Source organism: Streptomyces sp. NPDC006516 (assembly GCF_040611875.1).
Taxonomy (GTDB): domain Bacteria; phylum Actinomycetota; class Actinomycetes; order Streptomycetales; family Streptomycetaceae; genus Streptomyces.
Map to the genome: position 1 here is coordinate 853538 of NZ_JBEXPD010000002.1, position 23984 is coordinate 877521.

Below are 23984 nucleotides of genomic sequence, written 5' to 3' on the forward strand. Positions count from 1 at the left end.
TCCGGGGCGTGGGACGACACAGCCGAAAGGGCCCCGAGGTCACAGGGCGCGACACCGGGGCCGGCGCAGCCGCGCCGGCCACCGGGCGGGGTACCGGCCGACGGGGACGGAGCGCCGCCCCGCCACCCGCGGTCCCGTTCCACGACGCCCCCCAGGTGCGCGGCGGGCACCCCGAACAGCGTGAGTCCGGCGGCGGATGGGGGACCGGCCCGCTTCCCGCGTACGACCGCGACCGCGATCCGGCGGAGCAGGGCGGTCCGGAGGCATACCGGGCCCGGCAGGCCATGGCGCGGCAGCAGGCGGCGCAGCGGATGGCGGCGGAGCGGCGTACCGCCGGGCCGCAGACGGGCAGCGCTCCGCTGATACCCGGCCCCCGCAAGGAGTTCCTGGAGGCGTTCGACACGGCGCCTTCGCGTCCCGTCCCGCCCCCGTCGGCCGCGCGCGCGGCCGAGACCTTCGAGACCTCGGCGCCGCCCGCCGGGCCGGCGGGCCCGGAAGGCCCCGGCGAGGACCTCGGCGCCCCGGACGGCCGGGAGCCGAAGGGGAGCAAGGGGCGCACCTTCACCGGGATCGCCGCCGCCGCGGTGACCACGGTCCTCGCGGTCGTGGTGGCCGGGCAGGTGGCGCAGGACTCCGGGAGCACCCCCGACGCGCCGCGGACCACGGGTGTCGACCGGCAGGACTCGGACGACTCCTCCCGTTCCGTGGACCGCGCCACCCCCGAGGTGAAGCAGCAGGAGGTCAAGCCCCTGTCGTACGCGCAGAAGATGGCCGCCGTCTATCCGATGGCCGCGGGCCTGAAGGGGTCCGGGGACTTCGAGGCGGTGGCGGGGCACGCCGACGCGCCGGGCAAGGGGCAGCTGCACCGGTACCGGATCGACGTCGAGAAGGGGCTCGGTCTCGACGCCGGGCTGTTCGCCGAAGCCGTGCAGAAGACGCTGAACGACGAACGCAGTTGGGCGCACGACGGTGCCATGACCTTCGAACGGATCTCGTCCGGCAAGGCCGATTTCGTGATCACTCTCGCGAGCCCGGGCACCACCGCGGTCTGGTGCGCGAAATCGGGTCTGGACACCACCGAGGACAACGTCTCCTGCGACTCCGCGGCCACCGACCGCGTGATGATCAACGCCTATCGCTGGGCGCAGGGTGCCGCCACCTTCGGTCCGGACAAGCTCCTGATCTACCGGCAGATGCTCATCAATCACGAGGTCGGCCACCGGCTGGGCCACAACCACGTCAGCTGCCGCACGCCGGGAGCCCTGGCGCCCGTGATGCAGCAGCAGACCAAGACCCTGGAGCTGGACGGCGTCAAATGCCGGCCCAACCCGTGGGTGTATCCGGGCAGTTGACCGGCGAGGCGGAACCTCCGTCCCGGATCGTGAGACGCCCGTCTCATTCCGCGTTGACATAGCGGAAGCGGTCCTCCATATTTCTCCGCATGTCACGCACGTCCGCATCCACCGAGCGCGCCGCCATCGAGCTGGCGCTCTTCGGCGTGGCCGGGCACTGCGTAGCCGACATTCTCTGTCGCTGACGCCTGCTCGAGCGCGCGTCGGCATCGGTGGAGCCTTTCCCGGCTCCCCGGTCCAACCTGACTGCCGCGCCCGGGCGTTCACCGTCCGCAGGCGCGGCATGTGTGTCTCCAGGTCTCCCACCCCCTCGGAGGGGCTGGGACCTCGCTGCGCCCCGGACGGGCATCTCTCCCGTTTCCCCGTCGCAGCAGCACACCGAGAGGTCATCTTCCGATGAGTCAGCCGTCCGTCATATCGCGCCGCGTGGCAACCGCCGCCGCAGTAGGTCTCGCCCTGGTCGCCGGACTCGCGGCCTGCGCGGGGCCGCAGGACAACGGGGGGAGCGGCGGTGGCGACGGTGCCTCGGGCAAGCCCGCCAAGGGCGGCACCCTCACGGTCCTCAACAGCAACCCCCAGCAGGACTTCGACCCCGCCCGGCTCTACACCTCCGGCGGCGGCAACGTCCCGTCCCTCGTCTTCCGTACGCTCACCACACGCAACCGCGAGAACGGCGAGGCGGGCGCACAGGTCGTCCCGGACCTGGCCACCGACCTGGGCACGCCCAGCAAGAACGCCACCGTCTGGACGTACACCCTCAAGGACGGGCTGAAGTACGAGGACGGCACCGCGATCACCAGCGCGGACATCAAGTACGGCATCGAGAGGTCCTTCGCCGCTGAGCTCTCGGGCGGCGCGCCCTACCTGCGGGACTGGCTGATCGGCGGAGCCGACTACCAGGGGCCGTACAAGGACAAGAAGGGCCTCGACTCCATCGAGGTCCCGGACGACAAGACCATCGTCTTCCACCTGAACAAGCCCGAGGGCGAGTTCCCGTACCTCGCGACGCAGACCCAGACGACCCCGGTGCCGCAGGCCAAGGACACCGGCACCAAGTACGAGGAGCACCCCGTCTCCTCCGGGCCGTACAAGGTCGTCTCGAACGAGAACGACGGCGAGCGGCTCGTCCTGGAGCGCAACCCGCACTGGTCGGCCGCCACCGACGAGGAGCGCAAGGCCTACCCGGACAAGATCGACGTACGCTCCGGCCTGGATTCCGCCGTCATCAACCAGCGGCTCTCCGCCTCGCAGGGCGCCGACGCCGCCGCCGTCACCACCGACACCAACCTCGGCCCCGCCGAGCTCGCCAAGGTCACCGGTGACAAGGAACTCGCCGCACGCGTGGGCACCGGCCACTTCGGCTACACGAACTACATCGCCTTCAACCCCAAGGTGAAGCCGTTCGACGACCCGAAGGTGCGTCAGGCCATCGCCTACGCCGTCGACCGCTCCTCCGTGATCAACGCGGCCGGCGGTTCCTCGCTCGCCGAGCCCGCCACCACCTACCTGCCGAACCAGAAGTCCTTCGGCTACACGCCGTACGACCACTTCCCCGCAGGGGAGACGGGCAACGCGGCGAAGGCGAAGGAGCTGTTGAAGGAGGCCGGCCACGCCAAGGGCATCGAGGTCACCCTCACGCACTCCAACGACAAGGACTTCGAGACCAGTCCGGAGATCGCCACGGCGATCCAGGCCGCGCTCAAGAAGGCCGGCATCACCGTCGAGCTCGAAGGCCTGGAGGGCAACGACTACTCGGACACCATCCACAGCGCGTCCAAGGAGCCGGGCTTCTTCCTCGCGCACTGGGGCGCGGACTGGCCCTCGGGCGGCCCGTTCCTCGCGCCGATCTTCGACGGCCGGCAGATCGTGAAGGACGGCGCCAACTTCAACACGGGCTTCCTGAACGACGCCTCGGTCAACAAGGAGATCGACGAGATCAACAAGCTCACCGACCTGGACGCCGCCGCCACGCGCTGGGGCGCCCTCGACAAGAAGATCGGCGAGCAGGCCCTGACGGTGCCGCTCTTCCACCCGGTCTACAAGAGGCTGTTCGGCCAGGACGTCAAGAACGTCGTCATCAGCGACTGGACCGGCGTGCTCGACATCTCCCAGGTCGCGGTCAAGTAACCATGTCCGAAGCACTTCTGGTCCAGGAGGCGGGAGCGGCCCCGGTCGCCGCTCCCGCCTCGGGGGCCCGGCAGTTCTGGCGGCGGCTGCGCGCACAGCGCGCGGCCACCGCCGCGGCGGCCGTGGTCCTCCTGCTCTTCCTGGCCGCGATCGCCGCGCCGCTGCTCGCCGCGCTCGCGGGCCAGGACCCCGACACCTACCACCCCGACCTCGTCGACTCGGCGGCCGGCGGGGTCCCCATCGGCTCCTTCGGCGGCATCGGCGCGGACCACTGGTTCGGCGTGGAGCCGCAGACCGGCCGCGACCTCTTCGCCCGCGTCGTGTACGGGGCCAGGGTCTCGCTCGGCGTGGCCGTCGTGGCCACCGTCCTCCAGGTCACCATCGGGGTGACCGTGGGACTGGCCGCCGCTCTCGGCAGCCGCAAGGCCGACCAGGTCCTCAGCCGGATCACCGACATCAACGTCGCCCTGCCGCTCATGGTCATCGCGCTGGGGCTGCTGGCGATCGTGCCGTCCTCCTTCCCCCGCCCCGTGCTGATCGCCCTCGTCATCGGTGGCATCAACTGGGCGGGCACGTCGAAGATCGTGCGGGCCCAGGCGCTCGCCCTGAAGTCCCTCGACTTCGTCTCGGCGGCCCGGCTCGCCGGACGCGGACGGTGGAGCGTCGCCCGGCGGGAACTCCTGCCCTCGCTCGCCGCGCCCGTCATCACGTACGCCGCGCTGCTCTTCCCCGTCAACATCACCGTCGAGGCGGCCCTGTCCTTCCTCGGCGTCGGCATCAAGCCGCCCACACCCTCATGGGGCCAGATGCTCACCGAGGCCGACACCTGGTACCAGTCGGCCCCGACCTATCTCCTGCTGCCCGCCGGGCTGCTGTTCGTCACCGTGCTCGCCCTGACGGTGCTCGGTGAGGGCATCCGGACGGCGCTCGACCCGCGGGCCGCCTCCCGGCTGCGGGTCGGCACCGGGCGCGGGCGGCGCGAGGAACGTGCGAAGGAGCCGACGACGTGACCGGGTTCCTGCTGCGGCGGCTCGGAGGCGCCGTCTTCGTGCTGCTCTCCCTGACCGTCATCCTGTACGCGGTCTTCTACGTGGCACCGGGTGACGTCGCCCAGATCGCCTGCGGACCGCGCTGCTCCCCGGCCCAGGTCGCCCAGGTCACTGAGCAACTCCGGCTCGACGACCCCGTGTACACGCAGTACTGGCACTTCCTCCAGGGCATCGTCGCGGGACGGGACTTCTCCACCGGCACGGGCGTGGAGCACTGCTCCGCGCCCTGCCTCGGGGTCTCGTACCAGAGCGACCAGCAGGTCATGCGGCTGATCCTGGCCAAGCTGCCGGCCACCGGCTCGCTCGTGATCGGCGCGTTCGCCGGGTGGATCCTGCTCGGCGTCGGCACCGGGGTGCTGTCCGCCTGGCGGCGGGGCCGGATCACCGAGCGGGTGCTGACCTGGCTGACGCTGGCCGGCACGGCCACGCCGGTCTTCGTCATCGGGCTGCTGCTCATCATCGTCTTCTGCTCCACGCTGCAGTGGCTGCCCTCGCCCGCCTATGTGCCCTTCTCCGAGAACCCCGAGCAATGGGCCTGGGGGCTCCTGCTGCCGTGGGTCTCCCTGGCTCTCATCGAGTCCGCCAAGTACGCCCGCCTGACCAGGAGTTCCATGCTGGAGACGCTCGCCGAGGACCATGTGCGCACCTTTCGCGCGTACGGGGTCGGCGAACGCGCGATCATCGGGCGGCACGCGCTGAGAGGAGCGCTCGCGCCCGTGATCGCGCTCAGCGCGCTCGACTTCGGCAGCATGTTCGGCGGTGCCGTACTGACCGAGTCCCTCTTCGGGATCCCGGGCATCGGGCGCGAACTGGTCCACGCCGTCAAGGTCGTCGACCTCCCCGTGGTCGTCGGCATGGTGCTGGTGGCCGGCTTCTTCGTGGTGCTCGCCAATGCCGTCGCGGACGTCCTGTACGCGCTGGCCGACCGACGGGTGGTCCTGTCATGACATCACCGCTGGTGCGGGTCGAGGACCTCACCATCGACTTCGGGGACGTCCGTGCCGTGGACGGACTCTCCTTCACCCTGGAGGCGGGATCCGCCCTCGGCGTCGTAGGGGAGTCCGGCTCCGGCAAGAGCGCGTCCGCCTCGGCGCTGCTCGGGCTGCACCGGGGCACGGGCGCCCGGGTCACCGGGACCGTCCACGTCGCCGGCACGGATGTGGGTGCGGCGGACGAGGCCGGACTGAGGGCCCTGCGGGGCGCCGAGGCCGCGATGATCTTCCAGGACCCGCTCTCCTCGCTCGATCCGTACTACACGGTCGGCGACCAGATCGCCGAGGTGTACCGGGTGCACAACCGCGTCTCCCGGAGGGCGGCACGGGCCCGCGCCGTCGAGGTCCTGGACCGGGTCGGCATCCCGGACGCGCCCCGGCGGGCCCGCTTCCGGCCGCACGAGTTCTCCGGCGGGATGCGGCAGCGGGTGCTCATCGCGATGGCCCTGGCCTGCGAACCCCGGCTGATCGTGGCGGACGAGCCGACCACGGCTCTCGACGTCACCGTGCAGGCCCAGATCCTGGACCTGCTGCACGAGCTGCGCCGCGAGACCGGCACGGGCCTGCTGCTGGTCACCCACGACGTGGGCGTCGCCGCCGAGAGCGTGGACGACATCCTGGTGATGCGGCACGGACGGGCGGTGGAACGCGGCCCGGTCGCCGAGGTGCTGGGTGCTCCGCGGGAGCCGTACACCCGTGAGCTCCTGGCGTCGGTGCCCCGGGTGGACGCGAAGCGGGCGGCCCGGGTTCCGGGGCCCCGGGTCACCGGGGAGGAGGGCGTGCCGCTGCTCGAAGCCGTCGGCCTGCGGCGTGAGTTCGGCCGGGGTGCCGGGCGCGTCACCGCCGTGGACGAGGTCTCGCTCACCCTCCACGCCGGCGAGACCCTCGGGATCGTGGGCGAGAGCGGCAGCGGCAAGACGACCCTCGGACGCATGCTCGTGCGTCTGCTGGACCCGACGGCGGGCGGCCTCCGTTACCGGGGCAGGGACATCGCCTCGCTGCCGGAGAACGACCTCAGACCCTTCCGGCGCGAGCTCCAGATGGTGTTCCAGGACCCGGTCGCCTCGCTCAACCCGCGCCGCTCGGTCGGGGAGTCCGTGGCCGACCCGCTCCGGGCGGCGGGGGAGACCGACGAGGGGCGGATCCGGGACCGCGTGGGCGAACTGCTGGAGCGTGTCGGCCTCGACGCCGGGCGCTACGGGGGCTATCCGCACGAGTTCAGCGGCGGTCAGCGGCAGCGGATCGGCATCGCGCGTGCGCTCGCCGCCGAGCCGAAGCTGATCGTGTGCGACGAGCCGGTCTCCGCGCTCGACGTCACGACCCAGGCCCAGGTCATCGCGCTCCTCGCCGAGCTCCAGCACGAGCTGGGCATCGGCCTCGTCTTCATCGCCCACGACCTGGCCGTCGTACGCCAGGTCAGCGACCGGGTGGCGGTGATGCGGCAGGGCCGGATCGTCGAACAGGGGCCGGTCGACGAGGTGTACGGATCGCCTCGGGACCCGTACACCCGGCAGCTCCTGGCGGCCGTTCCCGCACTCGATCCCGTGCTCGCCGCGGCGCGCCGTGCGACCCGCAGGGAACTGGCCGCAGCCTGACCGTGAGTCACTGAACGCCCCATTGTCGCAACAGAACGCGATCGACGCGGGAAAGTTACGACGGTTCACCCCTTTCGGTGGTGCGACGGACAACCGTCCGTCGCACCACCTGCGAATCCGCTTACGGTCGTCCCGCTGCGAGTCGCCGATCAACGGCGGCCGCCCACAAGGGAGATCGGGGGTGTGCTCGTGCGGATCGGACTCCTCACGGACGGTGGTTATCCGTATGCGACCGGTGAGTCCAGACTCTGGTGCGACCGTCTGGTGCGCGGTCTGCCCCAGCACGAGTTCGACCTCTTCGCGCTCAGCCGCTCCGCCGACCAGGAGCAACGCGGCTGGGTGAAGCTCCCCGACCGGGTCGGCCGGGTGCGGACCGCACCCCTGTGGACCCACCAGCCGGACGACCGGCACCCCGGCCGTCCCCGGAGGCCCCAGGGCCGGATCGCCACAGGACTGGGGCGCGCGTACGGGCGCCGGGACCGGCGGCGCTTCACGGCGCACGTGACGGCGCTCGTCGAGGCGGTCTGCGCCGGCCCGGGGGCCGGGCCCGAATCCGGCGAACCGGAGACGGCGGCGGACCTCTTCACGGACGGCATCTACGGCCTCGCCGAACTGGCCCAGGAGCGCGGGGGTCTGCACACCGCCCTGCGCTCCGAGGCGACCGTACGCATCGTGGAGTCGGCCTGCCGCGCCCCCGGCACCGGGCGGACCGTCCACAGTGCCACCGTCCCCGACCACCTCGCCTTTGCCGCTGGGCTGGAGCGGGCGCTGCGTCCCCTCTCCCTCGACTGGTACGACGAGGACGGCCTCGGCGCGGTCGACCTCTGCCATGCGGCCTCCGGCGGGGCCGCGGCTCTGCCGGGACTCCTGGCCAAACGCTTCTTCGGTGTGCCCCTGCTGGTGACGGAGCACGGCGTGCCGCTGCGCGCCCACTACCTCGCGGCGCCCGAGACCCCGCTCGGCGCCCCGGTGCGCGCCCTGCTGGCCAACTTCCACGGACTGCTCGCCTCCGAGGTGTACCGGCAGGCCGCGCTCGTCACCCCCGGCAACACGCACGTACGCCGCTGGCAGGAGCGGTTCGGGGCCGACAGCGGCAAGCTGCGTACGGTCTACCCGGGCATGGAGGCCGAGCGCTTCGCCGCGGTGGGTGAGGGCGACGACGGCGGCGGCCCCGGCACCCTGGTGTGGATCGGCCGGGTCGAGCCCGCCAAGGACCTCGTCGGCCTGCTGCACGCCTTCGCCGAGGTGCACAGGGGTGAGCCCGGCGCCCGGCTGCGGATCTTCGGCGCGCCCGCCCAGGGCACGGAGGGCGAGACCTACCTCGCCCGGTGCAGAGCCCTCGCCGCCCAGCTCTTCCCCGACGAGGCCCCGGACGCACACGCGATCGGCGACAACCCGGTCACCTTCGAGGAGATCGGCGGCCCCGAGGTGCCCGACCTCGCGGAGGCCTACGCGGCGGGCGGCGTCGTCGTCCTGTCCAGCGTCGTCGAGGGCTTCCCCATCAGCCTGGTGGAGGCGATGTTCTGCGGGCGGGCCACCGTCTCGACGGACGTGGGCGCCGTGGTCGAGGTCGTCGGCGGCACGGGACTGGTGGTGCCCCCGCGCAATCCGCGGGCGCTCGCCGACGCCTGCCTCACGCTGCTGCGCGACCCGGAGCGCCGGGCGCGCCTGGGCGCGGCGGCACGCGCCAGGGCGCTGGAACTCTTCACCGTCGAGCAGAACCTCGAAGCATTCCGCGGCATCTACCTCGACCTCGTGAGCCAGGCCCCCGCCCGGTGGACGGCACCGCCGGACGCCCAGGACCCGATCGGAGCGCCGCGCCCCTTCGCCACACCCCCGGAGGCCCATGTGCTGGGCGAACCGGCCCGCGAGCCGGTCGGGTCCGGCGCCTCCCGGGTGCCGAGCTGGGCCGTCGGCGCCGAAGGCGTGTGCGCGGGCGCACGCGGAGCGGGGGACGGCGATGCGTGACGACACGAGCCACCACGACCACGGAGGTGCCCCCATGGACGGACCGGCCGAAGCCCCGGCCCCGGACGCCGCGTCCAAGCCTCGTCCGGGGGACGAGGGGGCTGTCCGGTCCGCCGTCCGGGCGCCCGAGATCGCCCACCAGCCCACCCGGCGGACGGCCGCCCGGCGCGGGACCGCGGACCCGGTGAAGGTGCTCATGCACCGGCACCGCGATCTCTGCGAGCGGGCCGTCGACCCCCTGGAGATCGCCGCAGGCCTGGAGGCGCACGGGCTCACCGACCGCGCCGCCGCGCGCTACCGGCACCGCGACGTGTTCTCGCTGGCGGAGGAGCTCTATGCCCGGGTCCCCGGCGCGGGCAGAGCGGCCGGCGCCCGGCGCCCGGCGGCGCGGCCGGAGCCGGACATCGAACCGCGGGCCGGCTGGGCGCTGTCCGCGCTGCTGCCCGGCGCCGCCTGCCTCGCGACCTCCGGGGCGCTCCGGGCCACCGAGGGCGTCCTGGGCGGGGAGGCCCGATGCGCGGTGACCGCCGCGGGAGCCCTGCTCGTCCTCGTCTGCCTCCGGCTCTGCCTGCGCGCCGGACCGCTGCACGCCCCGAACGGCACCGGCGGCGTCACGCTCTACGTCTGCTGGCTCCTCGGCTACACGGTGTACGGCGACGACCTGCTGGCCCAGGTCATCAGCGGCGGCCCCGACGGCGACTGGTCCGCGACACCGGCGCCCCTCCTCGGGCTCGCGCTCGCCCTGGCCCCCGCGGCCTGGTGCGCCCATCTGTTCGCCACCCACGCCCGGCACCGCCTCGCCGGGTCCCACGCACTGGCCGAATTCGGCGCCGGCGTTCGCCCGCTGCTCCTCGGTGTCGTCGCGCTCTTCCTGTGCGCGACGACCGCACTGCTGTTCCTGGCCGGCCTCGGACACCCGGGCGCGGCGGGCGCCCCCGTGGTGACCGCGGCCCCCGTCGCCCTCGGCGGACTGCTCTTCGTGGCCCGCCTGCTGGCCGTGCACGGGTTCCCGGAACCCGCCGCCACCGGACTGGCCGCCGCCTGCGCCGTCGAGGTCGCGGCCCCCTTCCTGGTACTCGCCGGACGGCTGCCCGGTCTCGACCTCGTCGCCGGACCGGTCGACATCGTCGTGGCGGCTGCCGGCCCCGGTGGCGTACCCGCCCTCGGCTGCGGCGTCGCGGCGCTGGCGCTGCTGGTCCACGCATCGGTCACCCTCACCCGGGCATCCGCCCACGCCCCGGCGTAGCCGGGCCCCCGCACGTCCCGCGGAGCCGACGCCGCGGGCTTCCCCCCGCTCACCCCTTCCTCAAGGAGACACCGGACATGACCGCCCAAGCCCCCGCACCGGCAGCACGCCGTCGGCACCGAGGGGGTGCGCGATGAGGGTTCTGCTGCTCGGAGCCAACGGATTCCTCGGCCGTTTCGTCGCCGACCGCCTGCTCGCCGACCCCGCCGTGCACCTCACTGCGCTGGGCCGCGGCGACGACGCCGACGTGCGGTTCGACCTCGCGGGCGGCAGCCCCGGAGCGCTCACCCGCTTCCTGGACGCCGTCCATCCCGGGGTCGTCGTCAACTGCGCCGGTGCCACCCGCGGCGGCGCCCGCGACCTGACCCGCCACAACACCGTCGCCGTCGCGACGGTCTGTGAGGCCATGCGCCGGAGCGGGTGCAGCGCGCGGCTCGTCCAGGTCGGCTGCTCCTCCGAGTACGGGCCCTCGCAGCCCGGCTCGTCCACCGCCGAGGACGCCGTGCCCCGCCCGGGAGGTCCGTACGGCGTCAGCAAGCTCGCCGCCACCGAACTCGTCCTCGGCTCCGGTCTGGACGCGGTCGTCCTGCGGGTCTTCTCGCCGGTCGGCCCGGGGACCCCGGCGGGCTCCCCGCTCGGCAGGCTCGCCGAGACGATGCGCCGGGCGATGCAGTCCGGAGACCCGGAGCTGAAGCTCAGCGGCCTCGGGGTGCAGCGTGACTTCGTCGACGTACGCGATGTGGCACGTGCCGTGCACGCCGCGTCGCTCTCCGCGGCCCAGGGCGTCGTCAACATCGGCACGGGCCGGGCCGTGCGGCTGCGCGACGCGGCGGCCGTTCTCGCCAGGGTCGCCGGATACGCGGGCGCGCTCCACGAACTGGACGCGCCGCCCGCCCGGATCCCCATCGGCGCCCCCCGGGCGTCGGCGGAATCCGTCGTGGAACACCTCGCGGCGACCCCGTCCCCCTACCCCGACGGCTGCGGAGCCTGGCAGCAGGCCGACGTCCGCACCGCCAGGGACCGGCTCGGCTGGCGCCCCCGGATCAATCTGGAGGAATCCCTCGCCGACATCTGGATGGAGGCGGCATGCCGTATCTGAGCAGCACCGGCTCCGTCCTGCGGGCAGGCGCCGCGGAACAGCTCGGTGTCGGCGTACCCGGTTACGCCCATCCGCTCCTCGCCCCCGAGGAATGGGACGGGCTCAACCGGCCGGGCACCCCCCTGCACTGGGCGGTCCTCAACATCGACAACGGGCCGGGCGCCCGCCCCGACCCGCACTGCCTGGAGGCCGCCGGACGCCTCCACAACGCCCGCGAACGCGCGATGCACGGGGAGGCCCCGGACGACACCGTCCGGGCCTCGGGGGGCAGGCTGCTCGGCCACATCGACCTGGCCTTCGGCAGCCGGCCCTTCGGGGAGCTGATCTCCGACGCCCAGTCCTACCTCGACTGGTACCGCGTCGGCGGGTTCTACCTGCACCACTGCCCGGCCGAGCGTGACCGCCTCCCGGCCGTCCGCCGGCTGACGAGCACGCTCACCGCGCTCCTGGCGGACAGCGACAGCGGCGACGAGGAGGGCGGGCACCTGGTCCTCGGTCACGACGGCCACCCGCACCCCGGGTACGCCGAGGCGGCCGACCAGCTGGTCACCTTCCGCGGGCCGTGGACCGACTACCGCTGGTCGCAGGTGGCCGAATGGACCGCCGCCTACGAGCCTGGCCGTTTCGCCCACTTCGTCCACGGCGTCCCGCGTACCCATCTGGAGGAGGCCATGCGTATCGCGCGCTGGCAGGGAGCGGGGACGATCTTCTTCACGGACCGGGACGGCACGAGGGGACAAAGCGACCCATTCGCGGCACTGCCCAGCTACTGGGACGAATTCGTCTCGCGGATCGGACCCGGTATCTCGGAATGAGGAGCGGCGTGGCAGTGTTACGGGAGAACAACCGTACGTAGATGAAGTACGTAGAAACCGACCACCTGCATTGTTGAGGTTCCTGTGTCGCTGCCACCCCTGGTCGAGCCAGCTGCTGAGCTCACCGTCGACGAGGTCCGCAGGTACTCCCGCCACCTGATCATCCCGGATGTCGGGATGGACGGACAGAAGCGGCTGAAGAACGCGAAGGTGCTCTGTGTCGGAGCCGGCGGTCTCGGCTCGCCGGCTCTGATGTACATGGCCGCGGCCGGCGTCGGCACGCTCGGAATCGTCGAGTTCGACGAGGTCGACGAGTCGAACCTGCAGCGCCAGGTCATCCACAGCCAGGCCGACATCGGCAAGTCCAAGGCCCAGTCGGCCAAGGAGACCGTGCAGGGGATCAACCCCCTGGTGAACGTCGTCCTTCACGAGGAGCGGCTCGAAGCCGAGAACGTGATGGACATCTTCGCGCAGTACGACCTGATCGTGGACGGCACGGACAACTTCGCCACCCGCTATCTCGTCAACGACGCCGCGGTCCTGCTGAACAAGCCGTACGTCTGGGGCTCGATCTACCGCTTCGACGGCCAGGCGTCCGTCTTCTGGTCCGAGCACGGTCCCTGCTACCGCTGCCTCTACCCGGAGCCCCCGCCGCCCGGGATGGTTCCCTCCTGCGCCGAGGGCGGTGTCCTGGGCGTGCTCTGCGCGTCCATCGGCTCCATCCAGGTCAACGAGGCCATCAAGCTGCTCGCCGGCATCGGCGACCCCCTGGTCGGCCGTCTGATGATCTACGACGCCCTGGAGATGCAGTACCGCCAGGTGAAGGTCCGCAAGGACCCCGACTGCGCGGTCTGCGGCGAGAACCCCACCGTCACCGAGCTCATCGACTACGAGGCCTTCTGCGGCGTCGTGTCCGAGGAGGCCCAGGAGGCGGCGGCCGGTTCCACGATCACTCCCAAGCAGCTCAAGGAGTGGATCGACGGCGACGAGAAGATCGAGCTCATCGACGTCCGTGAGCCGAACGAGTACGAGATCGTCTCGATCCCCGGCTCCCGGCTCGTCCCGAAGAACGAGTTCCTGATGGGCACCGCCCTCCAGGACCTGCCGCAGGACAGGCGCATCGTCCTGAACTGCAAGACCGGTGTCCGCAGTGCGGAGGTCCTCGCGGTCCTCAAGTCGGCGGGCTTCGCCGACGCGGTACACCTCGGCGGCGGCGTCATCGGCTGGGTGAACCAGATCGAGCCCGAGAAGCCGGTCTACTAGACCCGCGTAGCGCGGAAGGGCCGGCTCCGAAGGAACGGGGCCGGCCCTTCCGCCTGCCGGGCGTCATGAGCAGGTGCGGCCGTCGGCCGGGACCCTCCCGTCCAGGAAGTAGGCGTCGACGAGGGCGGTCACACAGGCGCTCCCGCCGTACGAGCCGTGCCCCTCACCCTTGTTGGTCACCATGACGCCGACTCCCTCGCCCAGTTCGTCCGCCATCCGCCGCGCGCCCTCGTACGGCGTCGCCGGGTCGCCTGTCGTGCCGATGACGAGGATCGGATCGGCGCCAGGAGCGCTCGCCTCAGGGGTGTCGCGTTCCCCCTCGACCGGCCAGCCCGCACACCAGCCGGCCGTGTCCCACGCCAGGAACGGGCCGAAGACGGGTGACAGCTCGCGGAATTCGGGGAGCAGCGCCCGGGCCTCGGCAGCCGTCGGCCTCGCCTTCGCGTCGGCGCAGGAGATCGCCCGCTGGGAGTGGCCCTGGTCGTCGTAGTGCCCGTCCCCGTCCCGGCCGTTGTACGCGTCGGCCAGCGCCAGCAGCCGGTCGCCCCGGCCCGTCTTCTCCGCCTCGTCGAGCGCGGCCGTCAGGGTGGGCCAGCCGCTCCTGGAATAGAGGGGTTTCACGATGCCGAGCACGGCCAGCGATTCGTTGAGCTCGCGGCCGGAGGCCGTCGGCAGCGGATCGCCGTCGATCCGCTCCAGCAGCGCCGCTATGCGGCGGGTGCCCGCCCCGGGGTCCTGCCCGCGGTCCCGCAGGTAGTTCTCCAGGGCCCGCTGGAAGCCCTTCGCCTGGTTGCGCGCGTGGCCGACGGAGTCGGCCGTCGGGTCGACCACGGCGTCCAGCACCACCCTCCCGACCTTGTCGGGGAAGAGGTGGGCGTACGTACCGCCGAGCTCCGTGCCGTAGGAGACGCCGAAGTACGACAGCTTCCGGTCGCCGAGGGCCACCCGGATCGCTTCCATGTCCCGGGCGGCGTTCGAGGTGCCCACGTGGGGGAGCACTGTGCCGGACAGGCGGGCGCAGCCGGCACCGAAGGCCGTGCCGTCCGCGACGAACGCGGCCTCCTCAGCCGCCGTGTCCGGGGTCATGTCGACCTCGCGGTAGGCGGTCTCCTGCTCCTCGTCGCTGCGGCAGTGGACGCCCGCGCTGGCCGCGACGCCGCGCGGGTCGAAGCCCACCAGGTCGTAGCGGGTGTTGAGCTGCCTGTACGAACCCGCGGCGCGCGGCAGGATGCCGACGCCGGAGCCGCCGGGGCCGCCGAAGTTGAAGAGCATCGACCCGAGCCGCTCGCTCTTCCTCGTGGCCGTCTTGCGGATCAGCGCGATGCCGATCGTCTTCCCTTGCGGCTCCGCGTGGTCCAGGGGCACGTCGAGGGTGGCGCAGCGCCATCCGGGGCCCGGCGCGCTGCCGCCCTCCGGAGCGGCGCAGCGCTTCCACTCCAGCGGACGGGGCGTGCCCGGTGCCTTCGGGTGCCCCGGTGACTCCTGGTGCTCCGGGTCCTGGCGCTCCCGCGACGAACCGTCCGGCGACTGTGACTGCGGCTGCGCCGTGCCGCCGTCGCATCCCGCGAGGACCGCCGTCAGCAGCAGGGCGGCCGTGGTCGCCGCGGTGACCGAGCGGACACGTCCGCGTACGCGCATGCGCGCTCCCTCCCCCTGAGCCCCCGGGCCGGACACCCGGAAGCGGTCCGGGCGTCACCCATGTCCGGACGTCCAACGAGCGGTCACCCGCAGACCGTTCCCGGCTTCGGCACTTTCCCTTCCAGCAGATAGCCGTCCACGGCCTTCTGCACACAGGTGCTGCCACTGTTGTACGCGCCGTGCCCCTCGCCCTTGTAGGTGAGCTCGATGCCGACACCCTTGCCGAGCTCCGCGGCCATGGCCTTCGCCCCGGCGTACGGGGTCGCCGGGTCCCCGGTGTTGCCGATGACCAGGATCGGGGCCGAGCCGGGCGCGCTGACGTCCGGGGTGTCCCACGCGCCCTCCACGGGCCAGCCGGTGCAGGCCATCAGTCCCCAGCCGAGGTAGTCACCGAAGACGGGGGAGGCCTCGCGGAACCGGGGAAGCGCCTGCCTCGTCTGCTCCAGGGTGAACCGCTGCTCGGAGTCGGCGCAGTTGACGGCGGCGTTGGCGGCGTTCGAGTTGTCGTAGGAACCGTCCTCGGAGCGGCCGTTCAGCGAGTCGGCGAGCGCGAGCAGCAGTCCGCCGTTGTCTCCGTCCGCCTCGTCGAGGCCCTGTTCGAGCAGCGGCCAGGTCTCCTGGGAGTAGAGGGCCGACGCGATGCCCGTGGTGGCCTGGGTCTGGGTCAGCTCCCGCTCGCCGAGCCCCGGGACGGGCTTCTTCTCCAGGTCGGCGAGAAGACGGGCGATCCAGTCCTGGACCTCCTTCGAGGTGGCTCCGGGGAGCTTGCAGTCGTCCCGTTCCGCGCAGTCGGCGGTGAAGTTGTCCAGGGCGAGCTGGAAGCCTTCCGCCTGTCCGATCGAGGACTCCAGGGAGTCCTCCGTCGGATCGACGACGGCGTCCAGGACGGCCCTTCCGACGTTCTTCGGGTACAGATGGGCGTAGACGCCGCCCAGTTCGGTGCCGTACGAGATCCCGAAGTAGTACAGCTTGTCGTCCCCGAGCACCTGGCGCAGCAGGTCCATGTCCCGGGCCGCGTTCGTCGTGCCGACGTAGGGCAGTTCGTCCCCGGAGTTCTCCTCGCAGTCCGCGATGTAGGACTTGAGGTCCTCGGCGAACTCCTTCTCCTCCTGGGCGTCGTCCGGGGTGCCGTCCTGCTCGTAGCGCGCGTCGAGTGCCGCGTCGTCCGAGCACTCCACGCCCTCGCTGCGGCCGACCCCGCGCGGGTCGAAGCTCACCAGGTCGTAGCGGGTGCGCAGTGCGTCGTAGTCGGTGCCGAAGGACGGCAGCGTGGCGACGCCGGAGGCGCCGGGGCCGCCGAAGTTGAAGATCAGCGAGCCGATCCGACGGTCCTGGTCCTTGGCGGCGGCGCGGATGAGGGCGAGTTCGATGGTGCGGCCGTCCGGGTCCGCGTAGTCGAGGGGCGCGTCCATGAAGGAGCACTCCCAGGCGGCCCCGCCCGGCAGCGGGGAAGGGGCCGTGCCGCTGCCCTGGGCCGTGTTGGGCGCGGGGCACGGCTGCCAGTCGAGCTTCTGGGAGGTGAGCTCCCGGGGTGTCGCCGTGGGAGCCGCCGTCGCGGCCACCGTGGGTCTCGCCTCCGTACCTCCGTCGTCGCCGTCGTCCGAACAGGCCGCCAGCGGCAGGAGCACGGTGGCGGTGGCGGCGAGGGCAGCGGCACGCAGGGCGGGGGAAGTCCTCATGCCCCCATCGTGCGGCGGGGCGTGGGGCGGCGCGCGGGGCGTGGGCCAAGCGAGTGGCCCCGCCTCGGGCGCATGTTCTAGAGCTCGCCCTTCCGGGTCAGCTGGTTGAAGCAGAGCCATCCGGGAAGCACCGGCAGCCACAGCGTCATGACGCGGTACAGCAGCACCGCGGGCGCCGCGACCTCCTTCGGCAGGCCGACCGCGATCAGACCGAGGGTCAGCGCACCCTCGACCGCGCCCATACCGCCCGGGGTCGGCGCGGCCGAGCCCAGGGCGTTGCCCGCGAGGAAGACGACGGCGATGCTCGCGTAGCTGAGCTGGGGGACGTCGGGACCGCTGAACGCGCGGATCGACGCGTCCAGGCACAGCACGAACAGTCCGGTCAGCAGCAGCATCCCGCCGATGCCCGTGACGAGCTTCTGCGGGCGCTGTACGACGTCGAGCATGCGCGGTACGACGCCGGCGAACAGTGACCGCACCCGGGTGACCACGAACTTCCGCAGGAACGGGATCGCGGTCACGACCAGCACGAGCACGGCGACCGTGAGCAGGCCGGCGATGACCGTCCTCGACGGGGTGAGGGAGTCCGGGGTCTTCTCCGTGCCCGTCAGGTAACCGAAGAGGGCGAGCAGCAAGATGTGGCAGCCGAGACCGAACAACTGCGACGCGCCGACGCTCGCGACGGCGAGCCCCGGGCGTACCCCGGCGCGTTGCAGGAAGCGTGTGTTCAGTGCCACGCCGCCGACCGCGGCCGGTGCCACGATCTTCACGAACGACCCCGCCACCTGCGCCAGCACGGTCTTCCTGAACGGTACCCGCTCGGGCACGAAGCCCAGAAGGCTCATGGCCGCGGCGACGTAGCTCAGGGCCGAGAAGCCCAGGGCAGCCGCCACCCAGCCCCATTCGGCCTGCTCCACGACGGTGCCGAAGTCGGCCTCGGTGACCTGGGAGATCAGGAAGTAGGCGGCGATCGCACCCGCGATGAAGCTGAAGAGCGTACGCGGCTTGATGCGCTCCAGCCGTACCGGCTCGACCGGCGCCTGCGGCCTGATCAGCAGCACCTGGCGGCGGATCTGGGCCAGCATGTCCTCCTCGCGGGCCTCTTCCAGGGCGTCGTCCATCGCCCGCTTCTCGGCCTGCTTCTCCGTACGGAGCGACTTGCGGGCGGCCTTGCGGTCGGCGGCCGCGGCGGCGTCGTGCTCCTCGGCCTTGGCCTGCTTCGCCGCCTGCGAGGCTTCCAGCACCGCCTCACGCTCGCGCTGCGAACGCTCCCGGGCGAGCCTGCGCAGCGTCGCCCGGGTGGAGCGGCTCAGTGCGATCGGCTGCAGCAACGGCAGACAGTCGGCGACGGCGTCGGGGCCGAGCACGGCCAGAGCCCCGGCCACGGCACGCTCGGCACCCACGCGCAGGCCCGTGGTGGTGAGCAGCTGGGCGACGTCCATACGCAGGATCAGGTCACCCGCGGCGATCTCGCCACCGCGCAGATCGGTGACGAACACCGTGCCGGAACGATCCACCAGGATCGCGTCGCCTGTCAGCCTGCGGTGCGCGATGCGCCGCGACTGGAGTGCCTGTACCTGCCGCCAGGCGCCCCGCACCAGCTCGTCGGTGATCTCCTCGTCCTCCATGGCGTCCAGCGAGCGCCCGCCGATGTGCTCGTACACGAGCATCACCGCGTCCGGGCCCAGCTCGGACGTGGCGATCAGCTTGGGAGCGTTGGCCCCGGCGGCGATCGCCGCGTACGCCAGGAGCGCCTCCTGCTCCAGGGCCTGGCGCAGCGACTGGATGGAGCGGCGCTGGGTGATGCTGCGCAGGGTGAGCCTGCGCCACACCCGGTAGAAGAAGCCCTGAGCCTGCTGTTCACGGTCGACGACCGTCACGTCCAGCGGTGGCCCGTCCTCCAGGGTGACCAGATAGCGGCGGCCCCGGTCGCTCTGCTCGACGCTCTCGGGAGCCTCCTCGGTGCGCATCGCGGCGACCGGCCGGAAGCCGACGTGCCGCAGACCGGCCATCAGGTGCTGGCCGGTCGGGCGTACGTTCGGTGAGCCGACGGTGTACAGGGTGCCGTACGCCACCGTCCAGCCGATCAGCACGGTGAGGACGATCGAGAACGGTGTGGTGTAGCCACCGACCAGCATCGCGAAGGCGTCCAGGAGCAGCACCACCCACAGCACGACCCGCCAACGGGGTCTGCGGGCCATGCCGACGGCCGTCATGTAGGCGATGACGGGTGCGAGATAGCCGTGCACGGGGTCGGTGAGCGCGTCCCCCGGCTGTGGCTGGGTCAGCGCGTCCCGGATCGTGCCGGAGGCCGACCTGGCGACCCAGAGGTCGGTGGCCAGGGTCACCCCGTGGGCCAGCACCGCGGCGAGCACACCGTCCGCGATCCGCAGCCCGTCGCGCTTCACGAGGCGCTCGATCGCGAAGGCGACCGGCACCAGCAGCACGGCGATGCTGGAGACCAGACCCGCGAGCTTGATCAGCAGGTCGGGCGCCTGGTCGGTGCCCTTCGAGATGTCGTCCTCGAGGCCGGTGGTGGTGCCCTGGGCGAAGGCGGCGATGGAGAACAGCAGTGCGATCGCGAGGACACCGACGAGCAGCCGCAGCAGGTCCGACGGGCGGTGCACCCGGGCGGGCAGCAGTGGCTCGTCACCCGAGACGCGGTCGCTCAGCGAGGCGTCCGCCGACGCGAGGGTCGAGCCCGCGAGGGGCTTGCCCTCCCGCTCGGCGGTCACCCCCGCCTCGGACGCGTCCGGACGCGGCTCGGCGTCAGAGGCGTCCGCCGCCTTCGGTGGCTGCACGCCCTGCTCCTTCGCCTCTGATGAATCTTCGTGTTCTCGTATCACCGGTCACCGCCCGCATGATGGTGGCACGGCCTGCGGACAGAGGGGGGCATCAGGGTGCACGGCACGGGCGCGATGCGCAACATACGCGGCTTCGCCCCGGCTTGCACGCTGTGTGACCAGGACGACACCGGGCACTCCCGGCTGTCGGTGGCGTACGGCAGGATGTGACGGATGAGCGAAGACCGGACGAGCGGTGACCGGCCCGGCGCCCCGCCCGCCACTCCCGTGACCGACGAGCTGCCCGTCTACGCGGAGCGGGTCCTGGACGTGGCCGACCTGATCCCCCCGGGCCGCGTCATGACGTACGGGGACATCGCGGAGTGGCTCGGCGACGGCGGACCGAGACAGGTCGGACGTGTGATGGCGCTGTACGGATCCGCCGTGCCCTGGTGGCGTGTGGTGCGGTCCGACGGGGCGCTGCTGCCGGGTCACGAACTGCGGGCGCTGGACCACTATCGCGAGGAGGGCACCCCGCTGCGCGAAGCCGCGCACCGGGCGGACGGGCACCTTCCGCGCCTCGACATGAGGCGGGCCAGGTGGGACGGCGTGACCGGCGGTCCGGACGCGGGCGACAAAGCTCACATCTGACAGCTTCCGCCATCGTGCCCCGACGGGACAGGCGCCGGGCCGGTGAAGGGGAGGGACCCGGCCGCCGGGGCGCACATGTGACGGGGGACGCGGTCCATCACCCGGTTTCCGCCCTGCCGCTGGCGTAGCGTCGTCCACACGCGGCACCTCCGCTCCTCATCCGTTTCCGTCACCGTCCGGCTGTCTTCATGAGGCCGCCACCGGCGGCCGGCCACCGGCAGCCACCCCAGCAGACCGAGTACACCCACCAGGACCGGCGATCCACGTGAGCTCCTCCTCCACCACCCGGCACAGCCCGCACCGTCAGGCACGGCGGCGGGCTCCGGGCGCGTACCGGCTGGTGCGTACGCCACCGGGAGCCGCGGACCCCCCTCTCCTGGACGCACCGCAGCGCGCGGTGGTTGATCACCGCGACGGTCCGCTGCTGGTCCTCGCGGGGCCGGGCACGGGCAAGACCACGACCCTGGTCGAATCGGTCGCGCGGCGCGTGGCCGACGGGACCGACCCGGCCCGCATCCTCGTCCTCACCTTCAGCCGCAAGGCGGCCGTCGAACTGCGCGACCGGATGGCGGCCCGGCTCGGCGGAACCCGGGGCCCGCAGGCCACCACCTTCCACTCGTACTGCTACGCCCTGGTCCGCGCCCACCAGGACGCGGACCTGTTCGCCGAGCCGCTGCGCCTGCTCTCCGGCCCCGAACAGGACGTCACCGTGCGCGAGCTCCTCGCCGGCCAGCTGGGCCTGGAGCGGGCGGGGCTGTCCCATGTCCGCTGGCCCGACGAACTGCGGGCCTGCCTGACCACCCGAGGCTTCGCCGACGAGGTGCGCGCGGTGCTGGCCCGGAGCCGTGAGCTCGGGCTTGGACCCGACGCGCTGGCCGCGTTCGCGCGCCGCACCGGCCGCCCCGACTGGAGCGCCGCCGCCGAGTTCCTCGCCGAGTACCTGGACGTCCTCGACGCCCAGGGCGTCCTCGACTACGCGGAACTCGTCCACCGGGCGGTCCTGCTGGCCGAGCGGCCCGAGGTGGCCTCCGTGCTGGCCCGGAGCTACGACGCCGTACTCGTGGACGAGTACCAGGACACCGACCCCGCCCAGGTACGGCTGCTGCACGCGCTGGCCGGAAACCCGGGGAGCGGTGCACCGGGCACGGGCGGCGGCCGGACGCTCATCGCCTTCGGCGACCCCGACCAGTCGATCTACGCCTTCCGGGGGGCCGACGTGAACGGCATCCTCGACTTCCCCGACACCTTCCGCCGCGCCGACGGCGCGCCCGCCCCGGTCGGTGTCCTCACTACCTCGCGCCGCTCCGGTGCGCGGCTGCTCGCGGCCACCCGGCTGCTCACCCGCCGGATGCCGCTCACCCGGCTGCCCTCGGACAAGGTCCGCGCCCACCGCGAGCTGTCCGCCGTGCGCGACGGCGGCCGGGTCGAGGCGTACACCTACCCGACGGCCTCCACGGAGCTGGAGAACATCGCCGACCTGCTCCGGCGCGCGCATCTGGAGGAGGGGGTGGCGTGGAGGGACATGGCGGTCCTCGTACGCGCCGGCGGACGTTCGATCCCCGCCGTGCGCCGGGCGCTCACCTCGGCAGGGGTCCCCCTGGAGGTGGACGGCGACGATCTGCCGCTGCGCCACGAGCCCGCGGTCGCCCCGCTGCTCACCGCCCTGCGAACCGTCGCCACCGCGGCCCTGAGCGGTGCCGCCCCCGAACACCGGGACGGGCCGGCCGCCGAGGGCGAGGGGGCGGAGGACCGGGTCGACACCGAGGGCGGGGGAGCGCAGGGCGGGATCGACACCGAGGGCGGGGGGACACAGGGCCGGATCGACACCGAGACCGCCCTCGCTCTCCTCGGCTCGCCCCTCGGTTCGATGGACGCCGCCGACCTGCGCCGGCTCGGCCGGGCGCTGCGGGACGAGGAGCGGGCCGCCGGGCAGCGGGTGCCCCCGCCTTCCGACGAGCTGCTGGCCCAGGCACTCGCGGAGCCCGAACGCCTGGTCACGCACGACCCCGCGTACGCCCGCGGAGCCCAGCGTCTCGGCGCGCTCCTGCGCAAGGCCCGCGAACTCCTGGAGGGCGGCGGCACCGCCGAGGAGGCCCTGTGGACCCTGTGGAACGGCACCCCCTGGCCCGGCCGGCTGGAGCGGGCGGCGCTGCGCGGCGGCGCGGCCGGCCGCAACGCCGACCGTGACCTCGACGCGGTGTGCGCCCTCTTCGAGACCGCCGCACGGGCCGAGGAACGCACCGGGGGGCGCGGCGCGCTCAACTTCCTGGAGGAGATCGACGCCCAGGACATCGCCGCCGACACCCTGTCCCGGCGTGCCGTACGCCCCGACGCCGTACGCCTGATGACCGCACACCGCTCCAAGGGCCTGGAATGGCGCCTGGTGGTCGTCGCCGGAGTACAGGAAGGGCTCTGGCCCGACCTGCGCCGGCGTGGATCCCTCCTGGAGGCGGACCGGATCGGGCGCGACGGTCTCGCCGAACCGCTCACCCCGGGGGCCCTCCTCGCGGAGGAACGCCGCCTCTTCTACGTCGCGGCGACCCGCGCCCGTGAACGCCTGGTCGTCACCGCCGTGAAGGCGCCGGCGGCCGACGGCGACCAGCCGTCCCGCTTCCTCACCGAGCTCGGGGAGGAGCCCCGGGACGTCACCGGCCGGCCCCGCCGGCCGCTCGCGGTCGCCTCACTCGTCGCCGAGCTCCGCGCCACGACCGTCGACCCGGCCGCCTCCGAGGCCCTGCGCGACGCCGCCGCGCACCGGCTCGCCCGGCTCGCCGCGCTCACCGACGACGAGGGCCAGCCGCTGGTCCCCGCGGCCCATCCGCATCGCTGGTGGGGGCTGAACGAGCCGACCCGCTCCGAGGTGCCGCTGCGCGACCGGGACCGCCCCGTCGCGCTCTCCGGGAGTGCGCTCGACCAGCTCGCCAACACCTGCGCCCTCCAGTGGTTCCTGGGCCGGGAGGTGAAGGCCGACGCCCCGGCGACGGCCGCCCAGGGCTTCGGCAACGTGGTCCACGTACTGGCCGACGAGGTGGCCTCCGGGCGGACCGCCGCCGACCTGGACGTCCTGATGGAGCGCCTGGACTCCGTCTGGGACGGCCTGGTCTTCGACGCCCCGTGGAAGTCGCAGCAGGAGAAGGAGACGGCGCGCGCCGCCCTGGAGCGTTTCCTGCGCTGGCACGTCATGGACCGCGCCGGGCGCACGCCCGTCGCCAGCGAGCACGACTTCGACGTCACCCTCGAAGCCGGCGAGTACGCCGTGCGCATCCGGGGCTCCATGGACCGGGTCGAGCAGGACGCCGAGGGCCGGGCGTACGTCGTCGACTTCAAGACCGGCAAGGGAGCGCCGACGAAGGACGAGGTGGCCTCCCACCCCCAGCTCGCCGTCTACCAGCTGGCAGTCAGGGAGGGCGCCGTCGACGAGGCCTTCGACGGCCACCGCCCGGAAGCGGGGGGAGCCGAACTCGTCCAGCTGCGCCAGCCCGCCCCGAAGAAGGAGGGCGGCGACGCCCTTCCCAAGGTGCAGGCTCAGGAACCCCTCTCCGGGGAATGGGTCTCCGACCTGCTGGCGACGGCGGCGGGACGTGTCCTGGACGAGCGCTTCACACCGACCGCCGGCCAGCACTGCACCCACTGCGCCTTCAAGGCGTCGTGCAGCGCACAGCCTGAAGGCGGTCAGATCATCGAATGAGCGCACCGGCGGATTCGGGGCGGGAGGGCGTTGTCGGTG

General features: G+C 72.8%; 16 protein-coding genes. 13 read left to right on the forward strand and 3 right to left on the reverse strand.

Annotation, left to right across the window (positions count from 1 at the left end; translation table 11 throughout):
* Positions 1-8: 8 nt before the first annotated feature.
* The 11 genes from ABZY45_RS10100 (at position 9) to moeZ (ending at position 13506) form a co-directional block, all read left to right on the forward strand.
* Complete coding sequence (locus tag ABZY45_RS10100) at positions 9-1352, forward strand: DUF3152 domain-containing protein (RefSeq protein ID WP_356738020.1); 1344 nt, start codon at positions 9-11, stop codon at positions 1350-1352.
* An 89-nt stretch (positions 1353-1441) separates the two neighbouring features.
* Positions 1442-1537, forward strand: a complete 96-nt coding sequence (locus ABZY45_RS10105) for an Ms4533A family Cys-rich leader peptide (RefSeq protein WP_356738022.1) — start codon at positions 1442-1444, stop codon at positions 1535-1537.
* 211 nt (positions 1538-1748) lie between these two features.
* Positions 1749-3479: an ABC transporter substrate-binding protein gene (locus ABZY45_RS10110; RefSeq protein ID WP_356738024.1), complete on the forward strand. Its 1731-nt coding sequence runs from the start codon at positions 1749-1751 to the stop codon at positions 3477-3479.
* Between the two features lie 2 nt (positions 3480-3481).
* Positions 3482-4489 (forward strand): ABC transporter permease, encoded by a 1008-nt coding sequence (locus ABZY45_RS10115; protein WP_356738026.1) that lies wholly within the window; start codon positions 3482-3484, stop codon positions 4487-4489.
* A complete protein-coding gene (locus ABZY45_RS10120; RefSeq protein WP_356738028.1) occupies positions 4486-5475 on the forward strand; it encodes an ABC transporter permease in 990 nt (329 codons plus the stop codon). The genes ABZY45_RS10115 and ABZY45_RS10120 overlap by 4 nt, the downstream gene beginning before the upstream one ends.
* Positions 5472-7115, forward strand: coding sequence for an ABC transporter ATP-binding protein (locus ABZY45_RS10125; protein ID WP_356738030.1), 1644 nt, complete (start codon positions 5472-5474; stop codon positions 7113-7115). The genes ABZY45_RS10120 and ABZY45_RS10125 overlap by 4 nt, the downstream gene beginning before the upstream one ends.
* A gap of 189 nt (positions 7116-7304) precedes the next feature.
* Positions 7305-9083: a DUF3492 domain-containing protein gene (locus ABZY45_RS10130; RefSeq protein WP_356738032.1), complete on the forward strand. Its 1779-nt coding sequence runs from the start codon at positions 7305-7307 to the stop codon at positions 9081-9083.
* Between the two features lie 34 nt (positions 9084-9117).
* Entirely contained in the window at positions 9118-10329 is a 1212-nt protein-coding gene (locus tag ABZY45_RS10135; protein WP_356738034.1) for a hypothetical protein, read from the forward strand.
* 133 nt (positions 10330-10462) lie between these two features.
* Positions 10463-11428 (forward strand): NAD-dependent epimerase/dehydratase family protein, encoded by a 966-nt coding sequence (locus ABZY45_RS10140; RefSeq protein WP_356738036.1) that lies wholly within the window; start codon positions 10463-10465, stop codon positions 11426-11428.
* Positions 11416-12243 carry a spherulation-specific family 4 protein gene (locus tag ABZY45_RS10145; protein WP_356738038.1) on the forward strand — a complete coding sequence of 276 codons (828 nt, stop codon included), beginning with the start codon at positions 11416-11418 and terminating at the stop codon, positions 12241-12243. Before ABZY45_RS10140 ends, ABZY45_RS10145 begins: the two co-directional genes overlap by 13 nt.
* Positions 12244-12327: 84 nt before the next feature.
* Positions 12328-13506 (forward strand): adenylyltransferase/sulfurtransferase MoeZ, encoded by a 1179-nt coding sequence (gene moeZ / locus ABZY45_RS10150; protein ID WP_145803412.1) that lies wholly within the window; start codon positions 12328-12330, stop codon positions 13504-13506.
* A 63-nt stretch (positions 13507-13569) separates the two neighbouring features.
* Here the strand turns inward: moeZ and ABZY45_RS10155 are convergent, their stop codons facing one another.
* The 3 genes from ABZY45_RS10155 to ABZY45_RS10165 form a co-directional block, all read right to left on the reverse strand.
* Complete coding sequence (locus ABZY45_RS10155; RefSeq protein WP_356738041.1) at positions 13570-15144, reverse strand: alpha/beta hydrolase; 1575 nt, start codon at positions 15142-15144, stop codon at positions 13570-13572.
* Between the two features lie 83 nt (positions 15145-15227).
* Entirely contained in the window at positions 15228-16823 is a 1596-nt protein-coding gene (locus tag ABZY45_RS10160) for an alpha/beta hydrolase (RefSeq protein WP_356738043.1), read from the reverse strand.
* Between the two features lie 77 nt (positions 16824-16900).
* Positions 16901-19624 (reverse strand): lysylphosphatidylglycerol synthase transmembrane domain-containing protein, encoded by a 2724-nt coding sequence (locus ABZY45_RS10165; protein WP_356738045.1) that lies wholly within the window; start codon positions 19622-19624, stop codon positions 16901-16903.
* Positions 19625-19840: 216 nt separating this feature from the next.
* Between ABZY45_RS10165 and ABZY45_RS10170 the strand changes: the two genes are divergently transcribed.
* Together ABZY45_RS10170 and ABZY45_RS10175 are read left to right on the forward strand one after the other, a co-directional pair.
* Entirely contained in the window at positions 19841-20257 is a 417-nt protein-coding gene (locus tag ABZY45_RS10170) for an MGMT family protein (RefSeq protein WP_356738047.1), read from the forward strand.
* A 265-nt stretch (positions 20258-20522) separates the two neighbouring features.
* Positions 20523-23945, forward strand: coding sequence for an ATP-dependent DNA helicase (locus tag ABZY45_RS10175; protein WP_356738049.1), 3423 nt, complete (start codon positions 20523-20525; stop codon positions 23943-23945).
* Positions 23946-23984: the final 39 nt, after the last annotated feature.

Bases quoted from the DNA above. Each gene is read 5' to 3' on its own strand.
- ABZY45_RS10170 (WP_356738047.1), top strand. From the start codon at position 19,841: ATGAGCGAAGACCGGACGAGCGGTGACCGGCCCGGCGCCCCGCCCGCC.
- ABZY45_RS10110 (WP_356738024.1), top strand. From the start codon at position 1,749: ATGAGTCAGCCGTCCGTCATATCGCGCCGCGTGGCAACCGCCGCCGCA.
- ABZY45_RS10140 (WP_356738036.1), top strand. From the start codon at position 10,463: ATGAGGGTTCTGCTGCTCGGAGCCAACGGATTCCTCGGCCGTTTCGTC.
- ABZY45_RS10135 (WP_356738034.1), top strand. From the start codon at position 9,118: ATGGACGGACCGGCCGAAGCCCCGGCCCCGGACGCCGCGTCCAAGCCT.
- ABZY45_RS10155 (WP_356738041.1), bottom strand. From the start codon at position 15,144: ATGCGCGTACGCGGACGTGTCCGCTCGGTCACCGCGGCGACCACGGCC.
- ABZY45_RS10105 (WP_356738022.1), top strand. From the start codon at position 1,442: ATGTCACGCACGTCCGCATCCACCGAGCGCGCCGCCATCGAGCTGGCG.
- ABZY45_RS10125 (WP_356738030.1), top strand. From the start codon at position 5,472: ATGACATCACCGCTGGTGCGGGTCGAGGACCTCACCATCGACTTCGGG.
- ABZY45_RS10115 (WP_356738026.1), top strand. From the start codon at position 3,482: ATGTCCGAAGCACTTCTGGTCCAGGAGGCGGGAGCGGCCCCGGTCGCC.
- ABZY45_RS10160 (WP_356738043.1), bottom strand. From the start codon at position 16,823: ATGAGGACTTCCCCCGCCCTGCGTGCCGCTGCCCTCGCCGCCACCGCC.
- ABZY45_RS10145 (WP_356738038.1), top strand. From the start codon at position 11,416: ATGCCGTATCTGAGCAGCACCGGCTCCGTCCTGCGGGCAGGCGCCGCG.